This window comes from Streptomyces sp. NPDC045955 (assembly GCF_056430805.1).
Map to the genome: position 1 here is coordinate 54,378 of NZ_JBWKKY010000030.1, position 23,403 is coordinate 77,780.

The 23,403-nt window shown below is 70.6% G+C and carries 21 protein-coding genes; 8 read left to right on the forward strand and 13 right to left on the reverse strand.

The features are described from left to right. Positions 1–35: 35 nt before the first annotated feature. The 12 genes from AC07F0_RS36955 to AC07F0_RS37010 form a co-directional block, all read right to left on the reverse strand. The gene (locus AC07F0_RS36955) at positions 36–2,180 is read right to left on the reverse strand and encodes a chromosome segregation protein ParM (protein WP_478984404.1); all 2,145 of its coding nucleotides are present in this window, start codon (positions 2,178–2,180) and stop codon (positions 36–38) included. A gap of 80 nt (positions 2,181–2,260) precedes the next feature. Continuing rightward, complete coding sequence (locus AC07F0_RS36960) at positions 2,261–2,677, reverse strand: conjugal transfer protein TraB (RefSeq protein ID WP_478984406.1); 417 nt, start codon at positions 2,675–2,677, stop codon at positions 2,261–2,263. A 19-nt stretch (positions 2,678–2,696) separates the two neighbouring features. After that, on the reverse strand, positions 2,697–4,904 hold the full coding sequence (locus AC07F0_RS36965) for an ATP/GTP-binding protein (protein WP_478984407.1): 2,208 nt from the start codon (positions 4,902–4,904) through the stop codon (positions 2,697–2,699). Positions 4,905–5,031: 127 nt separating this feature from the next. Then, entirely contained in the window at positions 5,032–5,340 is a 309-nt protein-coding gene (locus AC07F0_RS36970; RefSeq protein WP_478984408.1) for a hypothetical protein, read from the reverse strand. Continuing rightward, entirely contained in the window at positions 5,337–5,816 is a 480-nt protein-coding gene (locus AC07F0_RS36975; protein ID WP_478984409.1) for a hypothetical protein, read from the reverse strand. The genes AC07F0_RS36970 and AC07F0_RS36975 overlap by 4 nt, the downstream gene beginning before the upstream one ends. 113 nt (positions 5,817–5,929) lie before the next feature. After that, the gene (locus AC07F0_RS36980; RefSeq protein ID WP_478984411.1) at positions 5,930–8,095 is read right to left on the reverse strand and encodes a hypothetical protein; all 2,166 of its coding nucleotides are present in this window, start codon (positions 8,093–8,095) and stop codon (positions 5,930–5,932) included. 59 nt (positions 8,096–8,154) lie between these two features. Then, entirely contained in the window at positions 8,155–8,523 is a 369-nt protein-coding gene (locus AC07F0_RS36985) for a hypothetical protein (RefSeq protein ID WP_478984413.1), read from the reverse strand. A gap of 100 nt (positions 8,524–8,623) precedes the next feature. Then, a complete protein-coding gene (locus AC07F0_RS36990; RefSeq protein WP_478984452.1) occupies positions 8,624–8,818 on the reverse strand; it encodes a DUF5999 family protein in 195 nt (64 codons plus the stop codon). 198 nt (positions 8,819–9,016) lie between these two features. Beyond that, positions 9,017–9,331, reverse strand: a complete 315-nt coding sequence (locus AC07F0_RS36995; protein ID WP_478984415.1) for a WhiB family transcriptional regulator — start codon at positions 9,329–9,331, stop codon at positions 9,017–9,019. Between the two features lie 82 nt (positions 9,332–9,413). Then, entirely contained in the window at positions 9,414–9,905 is a 492-nt protein-coding gene (locus tag AC07F0_RS37000; protein WP_478984416.1) for an ATP-binding protein, read from the reverse strand. A gap of 205 nt (positions 9,906–10,110) precedes the next feature. Continuing rightward, positions 10,111–10,680 (reverse strand): hypothetical protein, encoded by a 570-nt coding sequence (locus AC07F0_RS37005; RefSeq protein WP_478984418.1) that lies wholly within the window; start codon positions 10,678–10,680, stop codon positions 10,111–10,113. 308 nt (positions 10,681–10,988) lie between these two features. Next, positions 10,989–11,384 carry a hypothetical protein gene (locus AC07F0_RS37010; protein ID WP_478984419.1) on the reverse strand — a complete coding sequence of 132 codons (396 nt, stop codon included), beginning with the start codon at positions 11,382–11,384 and terminating at the stop codon, positions 10,989–10,991. 228 nt (positions 11,385–11,612) lie between these two features. Between AC07F0_RS37010 and AC07F0_RS37015 the strand changes: the two genes are divergently transcribed. Next, positions 11,613–11,942 (forward strand): putative quinol monooxygenase, encoded by a 330-nt coding sequence (locus tag AC07F0_RS37015; RefSeq protein WP_478984420.1) that lies wholly within the window; start codon positions 11,613–11,615, stop codon positions 11,940–11,942. Continuing rightward, positions 11,939–13,201: a helix-turn-helix domain-containing protein gene (locus tag AC07F0_RS37020; RefSeq protein WP_478984422.1), complete on the forward strand. Its 1,263-nt coding sequence runs from the start codon at positions 11,939–11,941 to the stop codon at positions 13,199–13,201. The genes AC07F0_RS37015 and AC07F0_RS37020 overlap by 4 nt, the downstream gene beginning before the upstream one ends. Before the next feature lie 41 nt (positions 13,202–13,242). Here AC07F0_RS37020 and AC07F0_RS37025 read toward each other — a convergent pair whose 3' ends face one another. Beyond that, on the reverse strand, positions 13,243–13,527 hold the full coding sequence (locus AC07F0_RS37025) for a hypothetical protein (RefSeq protein ID WP_478984424.1): 285 nt from the start codon (positions 13,525–13,527) through the stop codon (positions 13,243–13,245). A gap of 221 nt (positions 13,528–13,748) precedes the next feature. Between AC07F0_RS37025 and AC07F0_RS37030 the strand changes: the two genes are divergently transcribed. From AC07F0_RS37030 to AC07F0_RS37055, 6 genes are all read left to right on the forward strand, one after another. Beyond that, a complete protein-coding gene (locus AC07F0_RS37030; RefSeq protein ID WP_478984426.1) occupies positions 13,749–15,071 on the forward strand; it encodes a hypothetical protein in 1,323 nt (440 codons plus the stop codon). A gap of 10 nt (positions 15,072–15,081) precedes the next feature. Continuing rightward, a complete protein-coding gene (locus AC07F0_RS37035) occupies positions 15,082–15,627 on the forward strand; it encodes a GNAT family N-acetyltransferase (protein ID WP_478984427.1) in 546 nt (181 codons plus the stop codon). Positions 15,628–17,125: 1,498 nt separating this feature from the next. Continuing rightward, a complete protein-coding gene (locus AC07F0_RS37040; protein ID WP_478984429.1) occupies positions 17,126–19,750 on the forward strand; it encodes a hypothetical protein in 2,625 nt (874 codons plus the stop codon). Positions 19,751–19,754: 4 nt separating this feature from the next. Continuing rightward, positions 19,755–20,612 (forward strand): DciA family protein, encoded by an 858-nt coding sequence (locus AC07F0_RS37045; RefSeq protein ID WP_478984430.1) that lies wholly within the window; start codon positions 19,755–19,757, stop codon positions 20,610–20,612. 61 nt (positions 20,613–20,673) lie between these two features. Then, the gene (locus tag AC07F0_RS37050) at positions 20,674–21,435 is read left to right on the forward strand and encodes a serine/threonine-protein kinase (RefSeq protein ID WP_478984431.1); all 762 of its coding nucleotides are present in this window, start codon (positions 20,674–20,676) and stop codon (positions 21,433–21,435) included. A gap of 749 nt (positions 21,436–22,184) precedes the next feature. Beyond that, positions 22,185–23,282, forward strand: coding sequence for a hypothetical protein (locus AC07F0_RS37055; RefSeq protein WP_478984432.1), 1,098 nt, complete (start codon positions 22,185–22,187; stop codon positions 23,280–23,282). Positions 23,283–23,403 lie beyond the last annotated feature (121 nt).

The following is a 23,403-nucleotide window of genomic DNA, read 5'->3' on the forward strand; positions in this document are numbered from 1 at the left end:
CGGGCAGGCCGGCCCCGGGGGTGGACGGGGTGTGATCAGGCGTCGGTGAGGCTCTTGATGGCCTCCAGCGCCTGGCGGGGAGAGGCGACCTGCTCGGAGCGGCGGTTGCCGCTCTTGGAGCCGCGCCCGCCTCCGCCCTTGCCGCCGCCTCCGCCGCCGCGCCGGCGGGAGCGGCCCTCGCCCTCGTCGTCCTCGTCGGGCTCGGGCCAGAACTCGCCGGGCCGTACGGGCTCGTTCCAGTCGAACCACAGGCCGCGCTTCTCCAACTCGCTGATCTCGTAATCGGTGAGCCGGTTGACCTCGTCGGGGAACAGCTCGGAGAGGTCGGTGTCGAAGTCGGCGTACAGCGACCGCATGAGCACGGCGCGGCCGTTGTCGAGGACGATGACCGCGACGCCGCCGGTGGAGACGCCGTTCTCCGGGTCGGCCTCGCCGCGCATGGCCCGCTCGATCGCGGAGCCTTCGCTGCGGGAGTAGCGGGCCGGGATGGTCGGCACGTCGTAGGCGTTCTCCATGGTGCCCTCCGCCGCCTTGCGGGTGGCGCCGGGCGAACCCATGTTGAAGATGACCGGGCGGCTGTTCTGCCGCAGGTTGTCCTTCATCTCCGTGGAGAAGCCGTTGTGCGCGAACGGCGACTGGCCGGCCGGGTTGAAGCCGATCCCGTACTTCAGCCCGGTGACCGTGAGGTCCTCGCCGTCCTTCTGGATGAACTCGCCGAAGTCCGAGTCCTGCGCGGCGGTCATGAACTCATCCGCGTACACGTTGAGCTGCCGGTACGGGCAGCGCGTGTCGCCCGGCTTGTAGTCGTGCGGCTGGCCGTCGTGCGGCCAGGGCATCTCCGCCCTGATCTCGCACAGCGCCTTCGCCGCCCGCAGGGAGCGGGCCATCCACAGGGCGTTCGAGCCCTGCCGGTCGATGTACCGGCCCAGGACGGTGGTCTTCTCGTCCTTGCGGACGGTGGACAGCCACACCACCTGACCGGCCAGCGACTGGGCGGCCATATGGATCGCGAAGAACTGGGTCTTGCCCGACCGGGACACCCCGAGCGTGAGGCCGTGGGCGGGGGCGTTCTTGTCGTGCTGGTACACCATCGTCTTCACCGGCTGACCGGTGATACCGAACCCGCACACGTACATCCCCTTGGCGTCCGGAGTGAGCAGCTCACGGGTGGCAGGGAAGATCGCACTGAGCGGCGGCTCATCGAACGCGCTGATGAGGAACTCGCTGCCGTCGATGAGGACGAACACGCAGGAGTCGTCCTCGGGCAGGCCCAGGGCGCGGCAGACCTTGGGCAGGTCGATGCGCGGGGTCTCGGTGGAGTCGGTCATCTTCGCCCGGTAGAAAGTCACGCCGCGTTCGTCGTCGCGGGTCTTGTGGACCAGCTCGGAGCCGGGGGCGCCGCCCTTGGGCCCGCCGACCCGGTCCGTCCAGCGCTCCTGAGCGGTCGGCTTGGTGCGGCGGCGCTGGTTGGCGTCGGGTGTGATGCGGGCCTCCATCCAGCCGGGCCCGCCCTGGCGGCCGGGCTGGATGGCGACCTCCGCCAGGACGACGTCGCTGGAGTGCACGCCGAACGGGGCGGCGACGGCGGCCTCGGTGAGACCGGTGATCGGCCGTCCGGTCTCCGAGGCGCGCAGCAGGATCGTCATGTCGTGCCGCTGACCGGGGTGCCGGGTGGCCTTGACGATGTGCGTGCGGCCGGGCATCCCGGCCTGCTCCCACAGCAGCCGCGCGTCGCGGGTGAGCGGGTCGGCTCCGTCGTCCGGCACGGCCGGGGACGCCTCGAGGACTTCGGCCGGCTGCAGCTGCGGGGCCGGGGCCGCGGCGGCGGGACGGTGGCGGCGGCGGGTGTGCCGGGAGAACGGCATCACCAGGTAGCCGGCCGCCGCCCATCCGGCGGCGAGCAGCCCGTCCATCCAGTACGGGCCGAAGCCGCCTGTGTGCCCGGCGGCGACGTCGACGGCGGCGGCCAGGACCAGCGGGGACGAGCGCAGGATCTTGCGCCCGGCGCCGGGCTCGTCGCTCTTTGCGGCCAGGACCCAACCGCCGATCCCGGCCGCGCCGGCGAGCTGCACAACCTGGTTGACGGGGCTGTCGGGGTAGAGGTTCGGGGCCACGGCCAGCACGGGCGCGGTGAGGGTGTAGGCGAGGCGTTCGAGCGCGACACTGCGCGGCGTGGGCACCGGTGTCTCCTTCGGGAACGAGCACGGGCGGCCCCGCGAGATCTGCGGGGCCGCCCGTGGCGGGGTGGGTGGGGGAGTGGTCAGCGGTTGAAGAACCCGGGCCTGGGGGTCTTCTCGCGCCGGTTGGATCGGATGTCGTCCAGCGCGCCGTACAGCCTCGAGTGGGTGTGCTTGGCCTGGTAGGTCTGGTCGACGATCTCCTCCGCGGTGGCACCGAGGTCCTTCACCTCGACGGCGGCGCCGCCCAGGGCGACAGCCACCTCGTTCGTGACCTCCACGAACTTCGCATCCAGGTCCGCGTTCTCGATGTCACCGGCCACGCCCTCGGTGTGGTCGGCATTGGCCTTCATGTCGCGGAACAAGGCATCGAGTTCGAGGACGGCGTCGTCCATCGCCTTGCCGAGCTTGTCCAGCTTGGCCTGGACGGCCTTGTACCGGTTGTCGTCGTCGGCCACGACGGGCGCCGTGCTGCTGCGGGGCGCCAGATCGCTGCTCATCAGCGGGTTCCTCCAGGGCTTAGTCGTGGTGGGCGGCGGCCGACGTGTGCTTCAGGTCCGCGTCTTCCTTGGCGGCCATGTCCTGGCCGTAGACCCGGGCGACCATGACGGCGGCGAGCCTGGCGGCCTCCTTGGCGATGCCGCACTGCTCGGCACACCGCTGAGCCAGGATCTTCATGCGGCTCGCGGAGTCGGCCAGGTCCGTGATCTGGTCGGTGACACGGGTATCGATGTTGTGGTCGTCGACCAAGTCGGCCGCCATGTCCCGCAGGGCGTCGGCGACTTTGCCAAGGGCCTCCGCGATGGCTTCGGCCCGCTCCTGGTGGGAGGCGGCCTTGATGGCGATGTTCGCCATCTCCATCAGGTACTGGTCGAACGTGATGTCCGTACGGTGCTGAGCGGCCAAACCACCCTGCCCGGACGGCCTGCTGACCTCCGCGCTGCTCACGCTGCTCCCTTCCATGCTGGTCGGTCGGCTGGTGCCGGGCCGTGCGGTGTGCTTCCCCGGCGCGGGCGGCAGGCCCTTCACGCCGGTCGTGACGGCCGCCGGGCCGTCGGGGACGATGTCGGCGTCGACGATGTCGTCCTCGCCCTTGGCGTCGGTGCGCGGCGAGCGGGCCGAACGTCCGAGCCACTCCCACGTCGGCGTGGAGTCCTCCTCGCCGAACGGGCTGTCCGCCGGACGGCCACGCCGACCGGCACGACCTGTACGACCTCGCCCCGCCCGCCCGGTCCCGCCGGTGCGGCGAGTACGTCCACGCCATCCGGCCCGGCCCGTGCTGCCGGTGCGTCGGCGCCGGAACCGACGACGCTTCTTCGCGTCGCCAGACGCCCCGTCACCGGCCGTCGAGTCCTTGCCCGGCTCATCGCCCGCCTTGCCGTCCTTCGCGGCGCTGGAGGCCCCATCGGAGCCTTCCTCGGCGGTATTTCCGCCCTTGCCTTCGGTGCCCTTGTCCTTGGAGTCCTTGTCCTTGGACAGGTTCACCTTGTCGGTGCCGTCCTTCGCGGCCTTGGCGGCCTCCGCGTCGGCGCGGCGTTTGTCCCAGCGGCGCTGGGCTTCCTCGCCGACGGCCTGGCCCAACGTGGTCCGGCCCGATGCGGCCGACGCCGCGGCTTCCCGCTTCGCCTTCCGTGCCTCCGCCCGCTCCGCCTTCTTGGCCCGGCGGTCCTCCCACGCCTGCTGACGCTGAGCGCGGGCCTGGTCGCGGTCCTTGGAGCGGTCCGCGACGCCGGCGGCGTGCCCGGCGCTGCGCCGCTCCTGCCGCCCGGCCTGCCGGACCCCGGCGCGCTCCTGGCGGCCGCGGGCTCGCTCGGCACGGGCGCTGGACGCCGGGCTGCTGCCGTCACCCTTCGAGTTGCCGCGGCCGGAGCTGCCAGAGCCCGTCTGAGAGCCTTTCGAGCCCCCGGACGACCCGTTGCGGCCGGAACCGCCTGCGCGGCCGCCAGAGCCCGTCTGAGAGCCCTTCGTGCCGCCCTTGCCGCCTCCGCTGCCCCCGGACGACCCGGACCCCGAACGACCGCCGGAGGTGCCGGAGTTGGGACCGCGTGAGCCGCCGGACCGGTTTGTCGCCGGGTTCGAGTTGTTGCGGGAGGGCCCGCTGCCGCCACCGCCGCGCGAGGACCCGCCCCCGCCACCGCCGCGCGAGGGCCCGCCCCCGCCGCCGGCCTTCGAGCGGCCCTTGTCCGCCCCCAGGCCGGAGCCGGACGCTTTCGTGCGGTCGGCATCCGCTTTTCCGCGCGCCGCCGCCTTGTCGCCCTTCGCTTTCATCATCGCGGCGTGGAGCTTTCCGTTCTGTTCCATCATCGCGACTTCCTGCGCGGTGCGGCCCTCCAACAGCGCGACCTTCCGCGCTATTTCGGCCTCACGGAAAGGCGCTTCGCTTTCATGAAGCGCACGCGCCCTTTCCAGCCGGAATTCCAGCCAGTCACCGAGACGGTCAGCGAGAGAACGAGGCTGTTCGTATTCACCTTCCTCGTGTTCGCCGTCTTCTTCGCCGATTTCCGGTGCCGTAATTCCTTCGGAGCGCAGGGCCGCCGACGGGTCCGGGGCCGCCGGAATCGTCGGCAATTCCATCGTCGTCTCCTCCGGCGACTCCGGCGGCGCCTGGGGAATGTCTTCCGGCGGCGGAATGGTGTCGCCGTAATCCGGGATCGGCGGTGGCACGTACGTGGAATCACCGCTCCAGGGGCCTTGGACCAAGGTCCCGGTGCCGTCCTCATCGGACACGGTGCGCCTCCCTCCTGGGACTTGACAGAGCGTGGGGTCTTGTGTGCACGCGCGTGCACGTGCACGTGTGCACGCTTTACGCGCACGAGGCCCCGCCGGAGCCCGGCGGGGCCTTCGCTGGTGACGTTCAGTTACGCGGGGGGTGCTTCGCCACGACCTGCTCCGCGTACTGCAGCAGGTCGCTCCAGATCCGTCCGTTGCCCTCCACCCGCTGGTCCAGCGCCGTGATGAACAGACGGCAGATCAGCGCGAATCCGGAGTAGACGTCCTCGCGACCGGCTTTGACGTCCTTGGCCATTCGGGATCGTGCCAGGCGGAGCCAGAATTCCATCAGCCCTGCCTCGCCGCGAGATTCGCGGGCTTTCCTCGCCTCTTCCTTCAGCCACTTCTGACGCCGTTCGGCGGACCGTTCGGCGCCGCTGAGGGGGCGGTTCACGCCGACTCCCTCTTACCGAGGTCGTAAATCGACGTGGGACCACTGTACCCGGAATTCTGGCTCCGTCCACCCTGCTGCGGCGGGTTGGGTGCGGCCTGGAGCTGCTGCGGGTTCTTCTTCCGCCGCCTTTCCAGCTCTTTTTCCTTCCTGGTCTTGGCCGTATTCACAACGGCCTCGTCGTGGGCGCGGCGCTTATAGGCGCTCTTTTCCAGGCCCTCGGTGAGGTTGTTCAGGTTCTTGAGCACGTTCCCGAGGGCCTTTTCGACGGGCATGGCGCGCAGCCTGGCGTGGTACCAGCGGTCGCCCTCCACGTGCGTGTCGCGCAGGTGCACGCGGGTCTCGTGCGCGAGGGTCTCCAGGTTCTTGCCGATGTCCAGCAGGACCCGCTGAACGTCGGCCAGGTACCGGGCGGTTGCCTCCGGGCTCTGCGCAACGTCGCGCAGAGGTGCGTGATTCGGGTCGTTGTTGCTGTTCACGGCGGGGATTCCTCCTGGTGTACTTGGGGATCTGGGACTGCTTCCGGCAGTCGCAGCGAGGGCCAGCCCACTTCCGATGGGCTGGCCCTCACTGGTGTGTGCCGGACGGTTGGTCAGAGGTACTTGTCCGCGTCCGACGGGCGCAGCAGGCCGGCCTCCTTGAGCAGGCGCACCGCGCGGGGCTGGTTGACGGACAGCTCGGTACGGACGCGCGAGACGTTGACGAAGCCGTCGCCCTCGCGCGGCAGAGCCTGTACAGCGGGGAGCAGTTCGGCGTCCGTACGGGCGGGCGTGGCCGTACCGGTACGCCCGGCTGTGGCTGCCTGGGTGGTACGGGGACGACCTTTGGCCGTACCGGTACGCGCGGCCGGAACGCCGTCGGCCGGGGCCGTAAGGGCGGTGACCGTACTAGTACGCGCCCCGCCCTCGTACGCTGCCGCGCTGGTACGGCCGGAGTGCTCCGTACTAGTAGGCGCGGCCCCGTTCGGGGCGGCCCGTACGCCGCTTGTACGGTCGCTGTACGCGCTGGTCACGCCCGCATTCGTTCCCTCCGGGTCGGCGTGGTGCGGGGTGCCGTGTACAGGCTCCGTACGAGCGGTGCCGTGGGCCATACGAGCGGGCGTCGCACCGGCTGACGCGCCGTACGAGTCCGTACCGGACGGGCTTGTACGGGCGTGCTGCGTACCAGTCGAGCCGTCCGTACGAGCGGCCGTACTGGTCCGTCCGGCCGTCGCGGTCGCCGTGTCCGTACCACCGTGTCCGTCCGTAGCGGCGTCGTGCATGAGCGCGTGGACGCGCCAGATGACGGCCACGAAGATCAGCACGACGAACGTCGTCAGCTGCCAGGGAGCCGACTGGCCTTCCTTCACGATGTGGGCCTGCTCCGCCAGGTGGTAGGTGACGTTCGCCGACGCCATCAGTGCGAGCGCCGCCGGGATGTCCCGCTTGGCGCGGAACGCGGTGACGCAGTAGACGTCGATCGACACCGGCAGCAGCGGGGCAACGTACTCGTTGATGCCGACCATGCGGGCCAGTTCGTACTCGCCGGAGGCGGCGAGGCCGACGCCGGCGGCGAGCGCGATCCACGGGGCCGTCTTCCACGCCTTGCGGCTGAGGTTCTGGTGCCAGCCCCGGAAGCGGGAGTTGGCATTCTTCGCCTTGCGGGCTTCATCGAGCAGCCGGCGGGCGCGGGCCTCGCCGGCCTGTGCCCGATCGGTGATGCCCTTCGCCTCCTTCTTCGCTTCGGCGGTGATGCGGTCGGCCTCCTTCTGAGCGGCCTCCCGCAGCTGCGCCGCGACGGTCTTTGCCTCCTCCCGCAGCCGCTCGCGCTGCTTGTCACAGGCCGCCTTGAGCCCGGCGAGTTCGTCGGCGAGGGCCTGGCGCTTGGCTGCGGCCTCCGCGTCGAACTGGTCGGTCAGCTTGCGCAGCCGCTCGCGCAACTCCGCACGGGCCTGCTCCGCCTCGCTGTGCGCGGCGGCGACGTGCCGGTCGGCCTCGCGGCGCCGCTCGTCGGCGGCCTTGACCGCGTCCGCGTACAGCTGCTCCGCCTCCGCCCTTCGGGCGTCGTACTGTTCAGCCGCCGTCTTGGCGAGCTGCGCGAACCGCTCGCGGGCCTGCTCCAGCTCCCGCTGCGCTGCGGCCACCAGTTCGTCGGCCTGCTCCTGGGCGCGGGCGAGGATCGCGCTGGCCTCGATGCGGCGCTGGTCGACCAGGGCGCCGATCTCGGTGAGGTCGGCTTCGGCCAGGCGGCGCAGTTCGGCAATCGCCGTGGCCGTGGCCTCGCGGTCGGTGGCGGCCAGCTCGGTGAGGTCGGCGACCTGCGCACGAGCCTCCTTGAGGAGGGTCCCGGCACGGTCGAGGGCCTCCGCCAGGAGCCGGTTGGCCTCGCCGCGTGCGGCCTCGAGGTCGTCCTGGGCCGCCGTGCGCTGGGCAGCGGCCACCTGGTCGGCGTCGGCGGTGATGCCCGCGGCGCGGGACTCAGCCTCGGACAGCAGGGCGGTGACCTGCTGGTGGATGTCGGCGACGGTGCGCGCGGCGGCGTCCTCGGCTTCCGCCTGGAGCACGGCGGCCCCCTCGCGCGCGGTGTCGATGATGTCGGCGGCCCGGTCCCGGGCGTCCGCGACGCGGGCCAGCACCTCCCAGTCCGTCTCCGGCTCCGGCGTCCCGGCCTGGGCCGGGGGAGCGGCGGGGGTGGTGGAGGCGGTGGGCTGCGGAGCCGGACGGGACGCCGCCGGCTTCTTGCGGGCGGTGGGCCTCTTACGGGTTCGAGTGGCGGCCACGCCGCCTCCTTCCAGGTCGATGCCGCCCCGGTCGGGGCGGCGGTTCACGCGTGGTTCGGTCAGTCGCGCTGGGCGGGCAGCTCCGGCGGCCGCTGGTTGGCGGTCGCGTGCTGCTGGGTGAGCCAGGCGAGGGCGGCCGCGGTCATGTCGTCGGCCGCGCCGTCGGTGTTCAGCGGCGCGGTGTCGATGTCGCGCATCGCGTCGACGGCCGACAGCAGCCGCATGTAGTCCGGGTTCGCGTAGTAGATCGGGCGACCGTTCGGCAGCGGGGTCAGGTCGTAGGTGTGGTCCAGGCAGACCCGGTCGACGCGGCAAACGAAGGTGTGGCTGCTCTGCCCGGTCCAGAACCTCTCCGGGTCGCGGTACAGGACGAACTGGCCCCGCTTGAAGGTGACGGCGGGGGTGGTGCTCTGGGCGCTGTTGCGCACGGCAACTCCTGACAGGTCAGGTGGTCCGGACTGTCCGGCTCCCCGTCACCGCCCGACCCGGCCGCCGGGGGGCGGTCAGTGCGGGCGGATCAGGCAACCGTCAGACCGCGACCGCGGCGAGGGGCCGGTGCGGCGGGATGATCTGGCCGTCGGGGAGCAGCTCGCCGGTGTCCTCGAAGAGCACCAGGCCGTTGCACAGCAGGCTCCAGCCCTGCTCCGGGTGAGCGGCCACGGCGTGCGCGGCCTCGCGGTTCGGGCTGTCGGCCGACGGGCACTTCGGGGTGTGCGTGCACAGCGAGTCCGACAGCCGGGTGGTGCCGGTGGCGGTCGTCGCGGTGTCGAGCTGGGTGTTGCTGCGCATAGGCTCTCCTGCGGGGATGCGGGCCCGAGACTCTCCCGGGCTGGAGGCGTGTGAAAGGCCGGCCGCCCGTGGTGCGGGCGGCCGTTGGGTGGCAGTGCTGCAGGGCGGGCAGGGAGTTGCTTGTTGCTCCCCTCAGGCGGAGGCGGCCGCGGCGCGCTCGCGGGCCGCGCGGCGCTTGAGGGAGCGGCGCTCCTTCTCGGACAGCCCGCCCCACACGCCCGACTCGTTACGGTCCAACGCGCCCTGGAGGCAGCTCTCGATCAGCGGGCAGCGACGACAGACGGCCTTGGCCTCCTCGATCTGGAGCAGCGCCGGGCCGGTGTCGCCGATCGGGAAGAACAGCTCGGGGTCCTCACCGACGCAGGCCGCGCGGGCCCGCTCCGGCGCGTCGGTGGAGACGGACGCGTAGGCGTGGCTGCGTACGAGGGCGACGGACGCTCGCTTCATTTGGGTCTCCCAGAAAGTCCGTGTACGAGGCAGCCCCGGGGCCGATCCCCGGGGCTGTCTCATGTGTTGGCGGCGGGCTGAACTACCTGGCGTCGATGCGGCAGCGGATCTGCTTGCCGACCGGAGAGGACACGACCTTCCAGCCGGGCGCCAGCATGTCCAGCAGGCCCAGGCCGCGCCCGGACTCCGCGTTGTCGCTGTCCATCGCCACCGCGCTGCGGCGCGGCAGCACATCGGCGGCGGGGTCGTGCACGTTCACCTGGACGCTGCGCCCGGTGACGTACACTTCTACGACCAGCGGCACGTGATCGCCGCAGGCCCGCACGGCGTTGCCGAGCAGCTCCGAGACGAGCCACTCAGCGGTGTCGGCGGTCGCCTGGCTGGCCCCGTACGCCTTCAGCACCGACACAGTCAGACCGCGCACCGTGCTGAAGGTGAACTCGGAAGCCGTGACGTGGGCGACGACGCCACGGTCACGGTGCTGGACGTACAGGCCGGGGACGCAGGCCGGTAGCGCCGGGCGCTGCGAACGGCGCTCGTCTTCCATACGGGCCCGGCGCAGCATGTCGTCCATGTCCGGGCTGCTGTCTCCCCGTGCACTAGGCGGCGCGGGAGATGTCATCATGGGGCTCAAGGGTTTTTCCTCTCACGGTTTGACCTGCTGAACGGCCCTGGGGCGCAATCCCGGGGCCGCTCGTTTTGGCTGCCGTACGAGCAGCCGCGGCCTCGGCCTCCCCGATCTCTCGGGATGGCCGGGGCCGCGGTCGTTCGTCCGGCGCTCAGCGCGCGGGGTGCTTGGGGTGGAGCGTCTTGAGGGGGACCGCAGGGCCCTCCGTGGGAGCGTCTCCAGCGGGAACCGCCCGGCGGTTCTTGTCGGCGTCTGCCACGCGGGGCAGCACCGCGTCCCAGTCGGCCACGCGCCTGGCCAGCGTGCGTTCCGCACGAGCCCGCAGGGTCCGGTCGGTCTGCGGACTGAACGCCTTGGGCAGCACCACGGTGCCCTGACGGCTGGAGGCTTCCGTGATGGCGTCGGCCAGGGCCTGGCGCCACTCCGGGATCGTCATGTCGAACGCCACCTTGCGGTTGCTGCTGCGGCAGCGGATCGCATCGGCTTCGTCAGCCTTACCGGTGTGGTGCGGGACCAGCTTCTGAACCTTGCTCTGCATGCCGGTGATGGGCACCCAGGTCTTGCAGTCCCTGCAGACCAGGACGGCCTTGAGCGGGTTGCGGAGGTCGATGTGCGAGGGCGGGAGCTGGGAGAGCTTCAGGGCGGGAAGGACGCTGACCCTCTTCGTGCGGGTCCGGCGGGGGCGTTCCTTGGCGGTGGGCATCGCGGCGGTGATGGCCATGTGTGGGGTCTCCTCATGTGCGAAGGGAAGGGGGAGTGCGTCGCGGTGCTCTCTCCGCCCGCCAGGCCGCACGGGTCGCCCCGGCGTCCTGACGGACGGACAGCGCATAGCGCTGCGATGTGCAGAGAGAAGTCGAGAACCCGGGGATTTGGTGTTGCTATCAACCCGGCCCCCTCTTGCGAGGCGGACGACTTCTGCGGTGGTGCTGGTAGAGAGCCGACGTTCCGGCTCCCTCATCCGGCGCCGCCCGCAGGCAGTTCCGGGTGGGGGAGCCGGGTCCGAAGACCCGGCGGGGAGTGCAGGGGGAGTCAGGCCGCGACCGGCAAGGGCGCGGCGGCCGGCGGCTCGATGCGCAGCTGCGCGGCGTAGGGGATGAGCGCGTCGACCAGGCGCTCACGGACTAGATCGGTGATCGAGGGATCCGTCGCGAGGATGTCCTCGGCTGCGGCCCTGCGCGCTGCGGAGGCGTGAGCGACCTTCGCCCGCGCGGCCCTCCGGCCCTTCTTGAGGTTGGAGGCGGCGTCCCAGCGGGCCAGCTCGTCCGGGGTCACGAACTCGTACATCTCCAGCGGCGTACCGAACGCCACGTCCAGGTCCACGTCGTCGCCGAACGCGGGAAGCTCCACCTCGATCGCGTCCAGGAGGGCGAGGGTCTCGCTGTCGAACTCGGTGAGGCCGGCGGTGGGGGCAGAGATCGTGCTCATCGGGTGGGGCTCCTTTCGGTGGGGTCCGCCTCGCAGGCGGGACACGTCGATCAGGTGCATTCGGGCAGGCCAAATAGGCGTCTTCCGGCGTCTCGTCCCTTCCGGGGCGGAACACTTCGGACAGTAGTAGCACTGCAAGTGCGAGTCAACAGTAAAAGTGCTAGCTGGTACTAGCGCTTTCGGTGTGAGAATGTGTGCATGCCTACGCGACGTGGAGAGGAAGACCTCGTGCCCAGCGGATATGCACTGACAGTGCGATTCACCCTGCGAGATGCACAGGCTGCCGAGCAGTTCGACCAGCTGGTCGCCCAGACCATCCCAGGCATCCGCACCGAGCCGGGCACGCTGGCCTACGTGGTGCACACCCCCGAGGACGAGCCGACGGTGAGGGTCTTCTACGAGCTGTACGCGGACCGCAACGCGTTCGCGGCTCACGAGGAACAGGAGCACACCAAGCGTTTCCTCGCGGCTCGGGAGGAGTTCCTGAGCCGCGTCGACGTCGTGTTCCTGCACGAGCTGGAGGAGCTGAGCAAGCGCCCAGGGACGGAGCGCCCGTGAAGCCGACAGGCAAGGACGTCGACCCTCAGGACCGGGCCTTCGGCCAACGTGTCCAGAAGTTCCGAAAGGAGCGCCGTCGGACTCAGTCCGAACTCGCGGCCGCTCTCGGTAGAACCAGCAGCTGGCTGTCCCAAGTGGAGCGGGGCGTGCAACCCGTCCAGCGGATGGATCTCCTTCAGCAGATCGCTGACGAACTGGGCGTGTCAGTGCAGCAGCTGCGTCCCAACGCTCTGGTTGAGGCTGGTGGGCCATCAGAGACCCCCGCCCCGCTGTCGCTCTCCAACGACCTGGACGAAACCCGCCGCGTGCTCTCGGGGCACCCAGCGCTCGACACCGTACTGGCCGGCGGTCAGGACAGTTCCCTGCAAGTGCGACCGACCAGCGAGCTCCGCGGTGACGTCGACGACTTGTGGGACCTCACGCACGCGGGACAGCTGGCGCAGGTCAGCACCCTGTCCGTGGCCCTTCTCCCGGAACTCGAACGCGCGGTCCGCACGGTCAACAGCGAGGACCAGGCGCAGCTGTACCTGCTGTTGTCCCGGGCCTACCAGGCGCTGTCGGCCGCCTTCGTCCGGCAGGACGAAGCCGACGCCGCCTGGGTGGCCGCCGACCGTGCGGTCTTCGCAGCTGAGCAGTCCGGCGACCCGCTCCACGTGTGCGCCAGCGTCTATCGTATGGTCCACGCTTTCGTTCGTCTGAAAGCCCTTGGCCAGGCTGAACATGCCGCGCAGACCGCGATCAAAGCGTTGGAAGAGCGGGACGCGCGTTCCCCCGAGAGTCTGTCGGTCCTCGGTGCCCTCCACCTGGCGCTCGCCCTCGTCCGTGCCAGCGCCAGCGCTCGCGCTGAGGCGAAAGAGGAGATCGCCAAGGCTCGCGCCATCGCTGAGCAACTCGGGGAGAACCGCAACGACTTCAACCTCGAGTTCGGTCCGGTGAACGTCGAAATTCAGGCGGTCAGCACCGCAGTCGACCTGGGCGATGCGGGCGAGGCCCTGGACATCGGCCTGAGCATCGATGCTGACGGGCTCTCGCCCGAGCGGCAGGGCCGGCTCCTGATGGACCTTGGGCGCGCCCATGCGCAGAGGCGTCACGGGGGAGAGGCACTCGACTGCCTGCTGCGCGCGGAAGCTATCGCACCGGAGATCATCCAGACGCACCAAGCTGCCCGCGCGGCAATCCGCGAGCTGGTGCTGATTGCCGGGCCGAATGCTCCGCGAGAGCTGCTGGAGCTCGCCGAACGGGCTGATGCCCTGGACTAGCTCAGCTTCGCGCTCCAGCAGCTCGACCCCGCCCACGGCGCTCACCGGTCGCGCTTTTCGGGCGACGCGAACAGGACCTTGAGGAGGAAGCCAGTGACGCTACTTCCGGCGACCGCCACGACAATGTCGCGGACCGTCAGGAGCAAGACCACCACGACCAGGCCAGCAGTCAGGATGGCCGTGATGGCTACAGCTGCCCTGGCCCAGTGCCGCGACTTCGGCAGGGGGCCGCGCCCGCCGCACCGGCAACCGGTGGCGGGAGCGTTGGTCGTGAAGTCCGTGGAGCGACCGTGCGCGTCGGTCACCAAGTGCCGGTTGTCGGTCATGGTGGCCTCCTCAACTCGCCGCTGGATCGCATGAATTCGCTGATCACAACCGTCTGATGGGGGAGCATGACCAAACGAGGTCCAGCAGCAGTCCCGTACCGGACCAGTCCGGGACATGAAGAGGACCGCTGCCGGACCAGAGCTCTCGCTCTGCTGACTAGCCGTCGTCGCGGCACGACACTGAGGTCCGCAGAGCACGATTTCGTGACTCGGGAGGAGCGGTGGCCGGAAGCGCCCAGCAGGGAGATCCGCGCACCACATTGGAGTTTCTGCTGCGCCAGCAGCCGAAGACGTACGACGAAGTCGCTCGCGACTTCGCTCGTTTAGCCGGGGAGCTTGGGGAGAACGTCACCCTCAGCACTCGGCATCTTCGGCGGCTCGCGAGCGGCGAGCGCACCAACACCACCCCGGTCATGCGTCGCGTCCTGCAAGCCATGTTCGACAGGCCGCTGGAGCAGCTCCTCGCCCCATGGGACGGAGCTTTACCGGCGGCAACTGCCGGATCCACTGGGCTGGACGTTGCCACCGGTCGGCCCACCGCGGACAAGGAGCTCATTGAGATGGCAGCGCGGCGCGCGAAGAGCTTTGCCCTGACGGCAGGCCAGACCGACCTCACCATTGATGTGCTGGAGCAGGTGCACGAGGACGTGCAGCGCCTGGCGACTGACTATCCGCAGAAGCCGCTCACGGAGCTGCTTCCCGATCTGTTCACCACCCAGGACACCCTCTTCACGCTGCTCGAACAGCAGCGCCGACCGAGCCAGGCCCGGCAGCTCTACTTCCTGGCCGGTGTGACCGGTGGGCTGCTCGCAAAGGCCTCGCACGACCTCGCCAACCCGTACGCGGCGCTCACCCAGGCCCGGACGGCGTTCGTCTGCGCGGACAACGCGGACCACAACGGCCTCCGCGCCTGGATCCGTGGCATCCAGTCACTGGTCTCGTACTGGGCTGGCCGCACTCGCGAGTCCGTCAAGTACGCCCAGTCGGGTGCGGAGTTCGCAGGGACCAGCACCGCCAGTGTGTGGCTGCCGGTGAGTGAAGCCCGTGCTTGGGCTGCTCTCGGCAACGCTAACGCGACCCGGGCCGCCATCGAGCGTGCTGAGGCCGCCTGGAATTCCGTACAGGAGGACGAGGTCGACGAACTGGGCGGGCTCTGCACGTTCGGGCGGACCCGGCAGATCTACTACGCGGCCGAAGCTCTCTCCTGGCTGCCCTCGGAGACCGCGGCAGCGGCGGACTACGCAGGCCGGGCAGTCGACGCATATGAGGACACCAGCTCTCCAGAGTGGGCGTTCGGAGACCAGGCAGGCTCGCGCAGCGCCCTGGCGATCACCCGGATCCGGGCGGGCGAGCTGGAGGGCGCCGCAGAGGCGGTCGCGCCCATGCTCGAACTCGTGCCGGAGCAGCGGATCAACGGCATCATCCACTGCGCTCAGCGAGTCCACCGGGCTCTAGGCGAATCGCCGCTCGCCGAAGCCGGCGGGGAGCTCCAGGAGCAGATCGAGGCCTTCACCCGCACCCCGCTCAAGTCCCTCCCCAGCTAGGAGTTCACCGGTGCCGTATCCGATCCGCATCGCAGGCGAGCAGGTCGTCCTGCGCGAGTTCACCCGCGATGACGTCGATGATGTCCTGGCGATCATTGGCGATGAAAAGGTCACCACGTGGCTCAGCTTCAACAGCCGTGACCGTGCTCAGGCTGTCGCCATGATCGAGGGCACCATTGAACGCGCGCTGCAGGAGCCCCGCACCGAGTTCTACTTCGGGGTGACCAAGCATGACGACGAGAGGGTGATCGGATTCGCCCGGATTGGGCTCAGCGGCGTTCAGGCCGGGAAGCTGGGTTACGCCATCGCAGCGAAGGAGTGGGGCCACGGCTATGCCACGGACGCGGCCCGCGCTCTGGTCACGTACACGTTCAAGGAGCTCGCTCTCCACCGGATCACGGCAGCGATCGGCCCGGACAACGCCGCCTCGATCGCAGTGGTGCAGCAGCTCGGCTTCACGCGCGAGGGCGTCCTGCGCGATCACGTCTTCACGAACGGGGCTTGGCGCGACAGCGTGCTCTACTCCGTGCTCGCCCACGAGTGGGACTGGCGATGACAGCGAAAGCGCCGTACGGCGATGGCAGGGAGAGGGCGAGTGGCCAAGCCCAGTGCATGTGCGGAATCGATCACGCTTTCCGAGCGCGAGATCCGATTCCTCTCCGAGATACCGCACGGGTCGGCATCGTTCTACACGGAGTTGCAGTGCGAGCTCGAGATGGGGCATCCGGGACCGCACCATGCCATGGGGGACTGCTCGAGGCCTTTTGGAGCGGGCCGTCTCGCCAACGGCGAGGCGGTGTCCTGGTGGGTGCGGTGGGACGAGCCGATCGGTCGCCGCGACGTGGTGCCAATGGGGAACTGCCCGGCGGAAACAAGGCCGGGGGAAGTCATGTCCGAGGTGTGCATCTTATTCGTCGGACACCCAGGGCGTCACGCCTTCGAGTGGACAACGCCGGACTATTTCAAATGAGGTCCGGCTTCCCGCCGGCGGGAAGGCGGGGAGGAAAGTGGCCCGCCCGGCGGGAGTCACAGAGGTGTTCGTGTGAACCCTATTGGATTCGGCTTAAAAATCTGTTCGGATCATGGGCACGTGCTGTCCCACCAGCGCGTTTGTAGTGCCGAATGGTTCTCGAACCCAGTAGGGAGGCAGGCATCTTGATGCGCCGTCAGCGTCGGCCCGACTCGGCGACACGTGCACCCCAGGGGCCCTCGGATTACCGCTGGAACGGTACAGTGGCCCCCAGCGTTGATCAAAAAGAGAAGTGGCCCCGTCGACCGGCCTTGAGCAAGCCGGGAGGGGCCACGTGGCTGACGGACCTTGTAGTGGGGGTCCGAAAGCCTGCCGAGCACCCTTTTCGCGAGAAGGAAGGTGCCGACGTGATCAGGGTACCCGTACCCGTCACCCGACACACCGCACCCCGCCGTGGGGGCAGCAGCCATGCCCGCTGCTGGTCCTTCGACGGGGCGTTCGTGCTGTCCGCGCGCACCCCGGAGCGCCCCTCTGGTGAGGGGGTCGGGATGACGTAGGTCTTCGGGGCGGCGCCCGCATGGGTCTTCATGCCGCCCCGGGTCGCTCAGCCGCCAGGTGATTGGGAGTCACCTCGGCTCAGCGCCCATCTGCCACCGGAGGGGCTTTGGGAGGCCCCTCCGAAGGGATTGTCCGCCCGGTTGGGAGCCGGTCGAACAGTTCGAAATCAGGTTTCCACCAGAAACCAGAAGCACCCGAGTCGGGGCTTCGTCATGCCACACGACCGAAGTCCCGTGACTGGAGTCATTGTGCATGACCTCGTTCGGGGTCGCCAGCTTTGGCGACCCCGTGTAGCACCGTTCCACCCGCCGGAGCGGCCACAAAGTCAGCCCAGCGTGGCCGACATCACACGATCCGGTGTCCACTCCCGGACGGCTGCCGCGGTGCGACCCTCCCTGTCTCCTTCCGGTAGCGGTGCCTTCCACAGGTTCTCTGCCGGGGTGTGGATTCTGTCCACAGGTGACCTGATCCAGGGTCGCCGGATGGTTCACGTTCCGAGTTCTCCCCGGGCGGGCCGGTGAGCGCCGTGGCGGCACAGGCCGCCGTGCTGGACCGCCCCCTGTGGGAGGTCCTCAACAACTCCGTCGACGAGGCTCCGGTGCTGCCCGGGCAGCGGAACGCGCTGCGGTCGGTGCCGGCCTCGGGCGAGCTGGGTGACAGCGGCCGGGAAGACCCGCTGCGCCTCGGTCGGACGATGCGGCTGCGGCTGCGCGCTGCGGTCCAGGCACTGCTGTCGGACCCGTCGATCGCCGGGCTGAAGGACGCGGCGAAGTTGGCGGCGGTGGTGCTGTACGCGAAGTCACGGGCGCCGCAGGGCGAGAAGACCGACCTCCAGACCTCCATCTGGGGGTCGGAGCTCGGTCGGTGGATGGGCGTGAAGGAGTCGACCGTTCACCACAAGGTGCTGCCGGTGCTGCGCGGCTCGGGCGCACTGCGGACTCGGGTAGTGACGGACGTGCAGGGGCACCCGACCGGGCTGGACTGCCTGGTCATGCCGCTGTGGAATGCCCACCACGGCGGGGGAGCGGGGCACCCGCTCGCGCTGACGAAGGCGGAGCTGGCGACGCTACTGCGCCTCATAGAGGCCCTGTTCGGGCACGGCTGGACGCCGGAGAACAAGGAGCCGACGCCGCCGGGACTGCTGGCCGGCCGCACGGGCAAGGGGGCCGCAACGGACCGGCTCGGGCTGCTGCTGATGGTGCTGAACACGCGGGCGTCGGGCTGGCTGCAGCTGTGCGGTGGCTCGGTCAAGAAGAAGGAGGGGCGCGGGGCGGCGACGCTGGCCCGGCTGCTGGGCTGCTCGCCGTCCGGGGCGCGGAAGGTCCTGGCCAGGCTGACGGAGGCCGGTGTCGTGGCCCGGCAGCGTAAGGCAACGACGACGCGGATGAACGGCCGGGGCAAGGTCATGCTGCTGCCCGTGGCTCGTGCGTACGGCCGCACCTTGGCCTCTGTGGAGGCTGCTCAGGGGTCCGATCCTGAGTTTTCGGCGCGTCCTGATGGTGCATGCGGAGATCATGCTCCGGCTGATGTGACCGGTGCCCTTGGTACGCCTGGGATTGGTGGCGCTGAACAGGCGGGTCGGGCCGAGGATCAGGAGCGTCCCGATGGTGCAGAGCACCACGCAGGCCACGCTTCTGTGGTTACTCCCGTCGTTCCTCTGCAGCTCTCTTGGGGTTTTTCCGGCGAAGGCCGTGGAGCTGAAGGCCGTCGGCCGGAGCGCGCGTGCGCGCGCGAGGACCAGGCCGCCGACGGCCAGGCCGCCGTTGCCGAGTCGGCGCCGTTGGTGGCGGAGGGCGGCCCGCTGCGCGGGGAAAAGCCGAAGAAGTCCCCGGTCGAAGGGCGTGCTGGGCAGCGTGCTGCCGGGGCTGGAGCCGGTGGCCGACCGAAGGCCATGGGGTGGGAAAAGGCGCAGCAGCAGCGGAGGGTGGACCTTCCGGCTGATCTTGGTCTGCGGGTGGCTCTGGGGCCGGTCGCGGGGCTGTGGGAGCGGCTGTCGGGCTGGCAGCAGGACAAGGTCGTGGCGGAGGTGAAGGCTGAGCTGGGGCGACTGGAGGGTCTGCTGGCGCTGCCGGGTGGCGCGCCGCGGCTGCTGGCCGACCGGCTCACCGACCGGCTGGAGGAGACCGGCGGGGAGGCCCTGGTCAACAAGCCGTACGGGTGGCTGATCGGGCGGGGCCTGGTGCAGCGTCAGGCGTGCACGGACCGCCGTTGCGATGACGGGATCCGGCTGGACACCGGCGGGGAGTGCGAGAACTGCAACAACGTGGTCCACATCCGGCGTGCCCGGCGGGCGAAGATCGCGGCGGAGGTCGACCGGGAGCTGCCTGGCCTGAGTGCGGGCGAGCGCCGCCGGGTCCTCGATGAGCGGCTGCGGGAGCAGGCGGCTATCGAGGCGGAGGGCCTCGTGCGGCGTCGGGAGCAGGCCCGCGCGGAGCAGGCCCGCCGCGATGCCGCCCGTGCGGCTGCCCAGGAGCGGGCGGAGCGCGAACGTGAGGCCGCGGCCGCCGCCAACGCGGTGCGCCAGGCCCTGCCGTGCGAGGACTGCGGGCAGGACCAGGCGGCCGGGCTGTGCGAGGCGTGCGACCACCGCCGTCAGACCGAGACCCTGATCGGTGAGGCCTGTCTCCTCGCGGCGGCCTGGTCCGCCGACCTGACCGACCCGGGCAACGTCGCGGCCGTCGTCGCCGAAGTCCGGACGGCCATCGGCAACAGCATCGCAAGCGCCTGGCAGGAGTTCCTGCAGATCACCGACGTCGCCATGCTGGAGGCCAATCCGCAGGCAGCTGAGGACGCGTACGCATTCGCCGCGTTCCAGACCGCACAGCAGGCCGTCCAGGAGTACCAGGACAACGCCCTGGCGATGCTGGGCCGGACCGAGGAGGCCGAAGCCGAGGCCCGACGGGCGTACAAGGCCGAGCAGGGCCGCCCCTGGTTCCAGCACAACCCGAACGGCGCGGACGCCATCGCCGCCGCGACGAAGGCCGCCGACGCGGCCCGGGAGCGCGTCGCCGAGTACCTGCTGACGGCGCGGCTGGAGCAGCTGCGCGAGCAGGCGGCGGCCCGCACCGAGACGGCCGCGTCCGCGCCGTGGACGGACCGGCTCACCAGGCTCGCGCGCGTTCGCTGGACGGCGGTACGGCCGGGGCGGTGATCGCGTGAGCGCCGAGCTGAGCGGGGTCGACCTCGCGCGCCAGGCCCTGGTCGCCGCCCGGGAAGCGGCGAAGAAGGACGGCGGCACCCGGAAGGAGAAGCCGAAGCGGCGCACCGGCACGGTCGTACGCCGCGACGGCCGCGAGCCGCTCAGGCTCGGCAGCGCGATCAGCATGATGATGACCGAGCGCGGCCTGGTCGCCCCGGCCGCAGGCGGCAGCGTCCTCGCGCAGTTCGACGACATCCTCGCCGCGGCTGCGCCGGAGCTCGCCGGGCACGTCCAGGCCGTGGCGTTCGACGCGGACACCGGCCGCCTGGACGTCGCCCCCGACGCCCCCGCGTACGGCACGAAGCTGCGCTGGAGCGCACCGAAGCTGGTCGCGGCCGCCAACGAGAAGGTGCAGGGCGCGAACGTCCGCACACTGCACGTCCTGGCGCCCACACCCGTGACGGCTGGTCCCGCCATGGCGGCCGCCGACCCGGCTCCGCCGAACGTGCCCGCCGCGCCGGTGCAGCGACGGACCCCGCCGGACGGCTACCGCCGTGCCATCGAGGCGCACCGCCAGGCCGTGCGGCCGTCGACGGTGGACCCGGCCATCGCGGAAGCGGTGGAGCGGCAGACCGCCACGATGCGGGAGCTGAGCCGCCGAGCGTTCCCCGAGCCGGACGTGATCCCGGACGACGCGCCGGCCTCGATCGAGGCGAGCCGTGCACAGCGCCGCCGCCCTGCGCCGGGCCCGGCAAGAGCGCGCGGCCCGGGAGTCCGGGACGCAGGCCGACGCCCCTCAGTCGACTGCACTGCGCGACACGGCCTGAGCAGACCAGCACCCCCTGTTACTGGTGGTTGTCACGGCGTAGCGTGACGGGTACACGCCTGATACACCGTGCGCTGCTGTCGCGGTGACCGCTGGAAGAGGGGGAGTCGTGCAGGCAGGGACCGTGCTGGACGGCCGCTATCGGCTGATTCAGCCGATCGGTGCGGGCGGCTTCGGTCAGGTCTGGAAGGCGCACGATTCCCGGGTCGACCGCAAGGTGGCGGTCAAGGTCCTCGCTGGCGACGGCGGTGCGGACCACGAGCGGCAGGTGGCCCGGTTCGCCCGCGAGGCTGCGGTCGCCGGCGGTCTGCCCCACCCGAACATCGTCACCGTGCACGACTTCGGATCCGCGATGTACGACGGGCGTCTGCACGCCTACCTGGTGATGCAGCTGCTGCCGGGCAAGTCGCTCAGCACGGTCCTCGAGGCCGGGCGGCTCCCGCTGTCGAAGGCGATGTACACGGCGGCCTGCGTCGCCGACGCCCTGGAGGCCGCGCACAAGGCGGGCCTGACCCACCGGGACATCAAGCCGTCCAACATCATCGTCCGCTCCAGCGGCGAGGCCACAGTCGTCGACTTCGGCATCACCAGGAGCAGCGACGCCCGGCACGACATCACCACGGCCGGCGTCCTGATCGGGACCCCCGCCTACATGGCCCCCGAGGCCCTGTCCGGCACGTTCGACTGCCGCTCCGACATGTACTCCCTGGGCTGCGTGCTCTACGAGATGGTCACCGGGCAACGGCCCTTCACCGGCACCTCCTGGCGTCTGGTCAACCAACACCTCAACGAGCAGCCGGCGCCGCTGCGCACCCTGCCGCGCGCTTCCGGAGCCGGAGGTGTTCTCGGAAGAGCAGCCGGCCCCGATTGAAGCCGTCCGTGTCCAGCGCCGCCGTGAGGCCGAGGCCATCCGCGCCTTGGCACTGCGCCGGGCCCGCGCCGAGCGAGCGGCCCGGCAGGACAGCACTGCGGCGGGACAACTTGAGGGCGCAGCGGTCGCGGTGGAGCTGGAGCGCACGGCGTGACATGGATGCCACCGGTAGCCGCGGGGCTGAGGCGTGGGGTCAGGCCGCTGGTGGCTGGCTGGAAGGGGTGTCCTGGTCGGCAGGCTGGTCCAGCTGCTGCTGGCGGCGCCGCTGCTCGTTGCGGTCGACTTCGACGCGCTGGGGTGAACAGCTTCCGGGCCTCCTGCTCCTTGTCGGGGCCAAAGTCCTTGTAGGGGCCGATGCCGATGGTGACGGCGTTGGCCTCCTCTCGATGGCGTCGGCGGTCTGCTGGAGGAAGTAGCAGCGAGTGATCGACCAGCCGTAGACAGGGGTGGCTTGCGGCGGGGTGTGCGTCGGTCAGTGGGCCGCCGGCTCAACGGCGGTGACGCAGCCCGGCCCTCGGCTGGATCGCGCCGTGTCGCGTCCATGCCGGTCGGGTACGGCTTCGGCAACTGGCCGACGCGGAGGGGGCTTCGGGGTGGGACGAGCGAGCCGGGGCAAGCGGGAGCGCAGCAGGGACAAGGACGGGCAGTGGACCGCGGCTGCCGCGGCACGGGCGGCACACCGCCTGCGGGAGCAGACCCAGCGGTGCTTGACCGGTAACCCGTGGGTGCAGATGACACTCGCTTCCAACATGAACAACGTCGTTTCCGAGTTGTACGCAGTGCTGCTGAACAGCGATCTCGCCGACATGGCGGACAAGCCCGAGGACATCGAGCGGGACGCGGCGCTGTCGATGACGCTGGGCAAGCAGGGCCATCCACCGCCGTGGCCCCGGGCGGCGGGGGAGGCCGCCGCATGGCAGATACGTCAGATCCAGAAACTGCTGCGGCAGGCGGAGGTCCTCGTCATCTCCCCGGCCGCGCACGCCGCGGTCATGGCCGCGGCCGCCACCCTCGAACCGGCCGACGTCAGCACCCTGGACCGCGACCGGGACATCCTCATGCCCACCGGGCTGCTGGTGCTGCCCGAGCCGATCGTGGTCGTCAATCGCACCGGCTCCCTCTCGGACACCAGGGCATTCGGCTGGCAGTTCATCACCCAGCACCAGATCCTGCCCACCGCCCAGTACTCCGGGGTGCGGGTGACGACGTTCATGGACCGCGACGGCCCCGTGCAGCCGGCCGGATGGCGACAGGCGGTCTCCCAGGCACGCGCCTCCGGGAATCCGCTGCCACCGCTGATGCCGGACGGCATGTACGGGATGCGGGGCGATGCCTGCCTCGCGGAGGAGAGCACCGAGGCGCTCGCTGACCTGTCCGAGCACCATCGCCAGATGCAAAGGGCCCTCAACCAGGCCTCCCAGTGGCGTGCAGAGCCGGTCCCCGAGACCGGTGAATGGGGCGGCGGGCGAGTGGACGACCCCTACGACGACTTCGTGGGCCGCTACATGTTCGCCTGCTGGCGGCTCCTCGCCCAGGGTGTCACCGCCGTCGGCCCCTCACGGGCCGCGTCCGGGGTGCGCACGACCGCAACCGGAGAGGGCGGCTCCATGCCGCGGGACCCGGATGTGCGGGTCATCCGGCTTGCTGCGCCCTCGCCTCGCCCGTCGGATCCGGCGGGCGAGATGAAGCGGGTGTACCACCACCGGTGGCCGGTGCGGATGCACAAGGTCCGGCAGTGGTATCCCAGCCGCCAGGAACACCGCGTGATTTGGCGAGGCCCGTACATCAAAGGGCCCGCCGACGCACCGCTGATGACGGGCGAGAAGGCGTACCTCGTGTATTCGTAGCTGCGCCCTGACGGCCCCGCGCCCGTGCGGGCTTCGCGGGCCGGGCGGACGCACCTGAGATCCTCGCCGCTCGCCTCGCCCGGCGCCTGGAGGAGCAGCTGCGGCTGGGCGGGCCGATCAC

Excerpts from the sequence above, each read along its gene's own strand:
- AC07F0_RS36960 (WP_478984406.1), bottom strand. The coding sequence starts at position 2,677 with ATGAGCAGCGATCTGGCGCCCCGCAGCAGCACGGCGCCCGTCGTGGCC.
- AC07F0_RS36995 (WP_478984415.1), bottom strand. The coding sequence starts at position 9,331 with ATGAAGCGAGCGTCCGTCGCCCTCGTACGCAGCCACGCCTACGCGTCC.
- AC07F0_RS37000 (WP_478984416.1), bottom strand. The coding sequence starts at position 9,905 with ATGGACGACATGCTGCGCCGGGCCCGTATGGAAGACGAGCGCCGTTCG.
- AC07F0_RS37005 (WP_478984418.1), bottom strand. The coding sequence starts at position 10,680 with ATGGCCATCACCGCCGCGATGCCCACCGCCAAGGAACGCCCCCGCCGG.
- AC07F0_RS37010 (WP_478984419.1), bottom strand. The coding sequence starts at position 11,384 with ATGAGCACGATCTCTGCCCCCACCGCCGGCCTCACCGAGTTCGACAGC.
- AC07F0_RS37025 (WP_478984424.1), bottom strand. The coding sequence starts at position 13,527 with ATGACCGACAACCGGCACTTGGTGACCGACGCGCACGGTCGCTCCACG.
- AC07F0_RS37055 (WP_478984432.1), top strand. The coding sequence starts at position 22,185 with ATGAACAACGTCGTTTCCGAGTTGTACGCAGTGCTGCTGAACAGCGAT.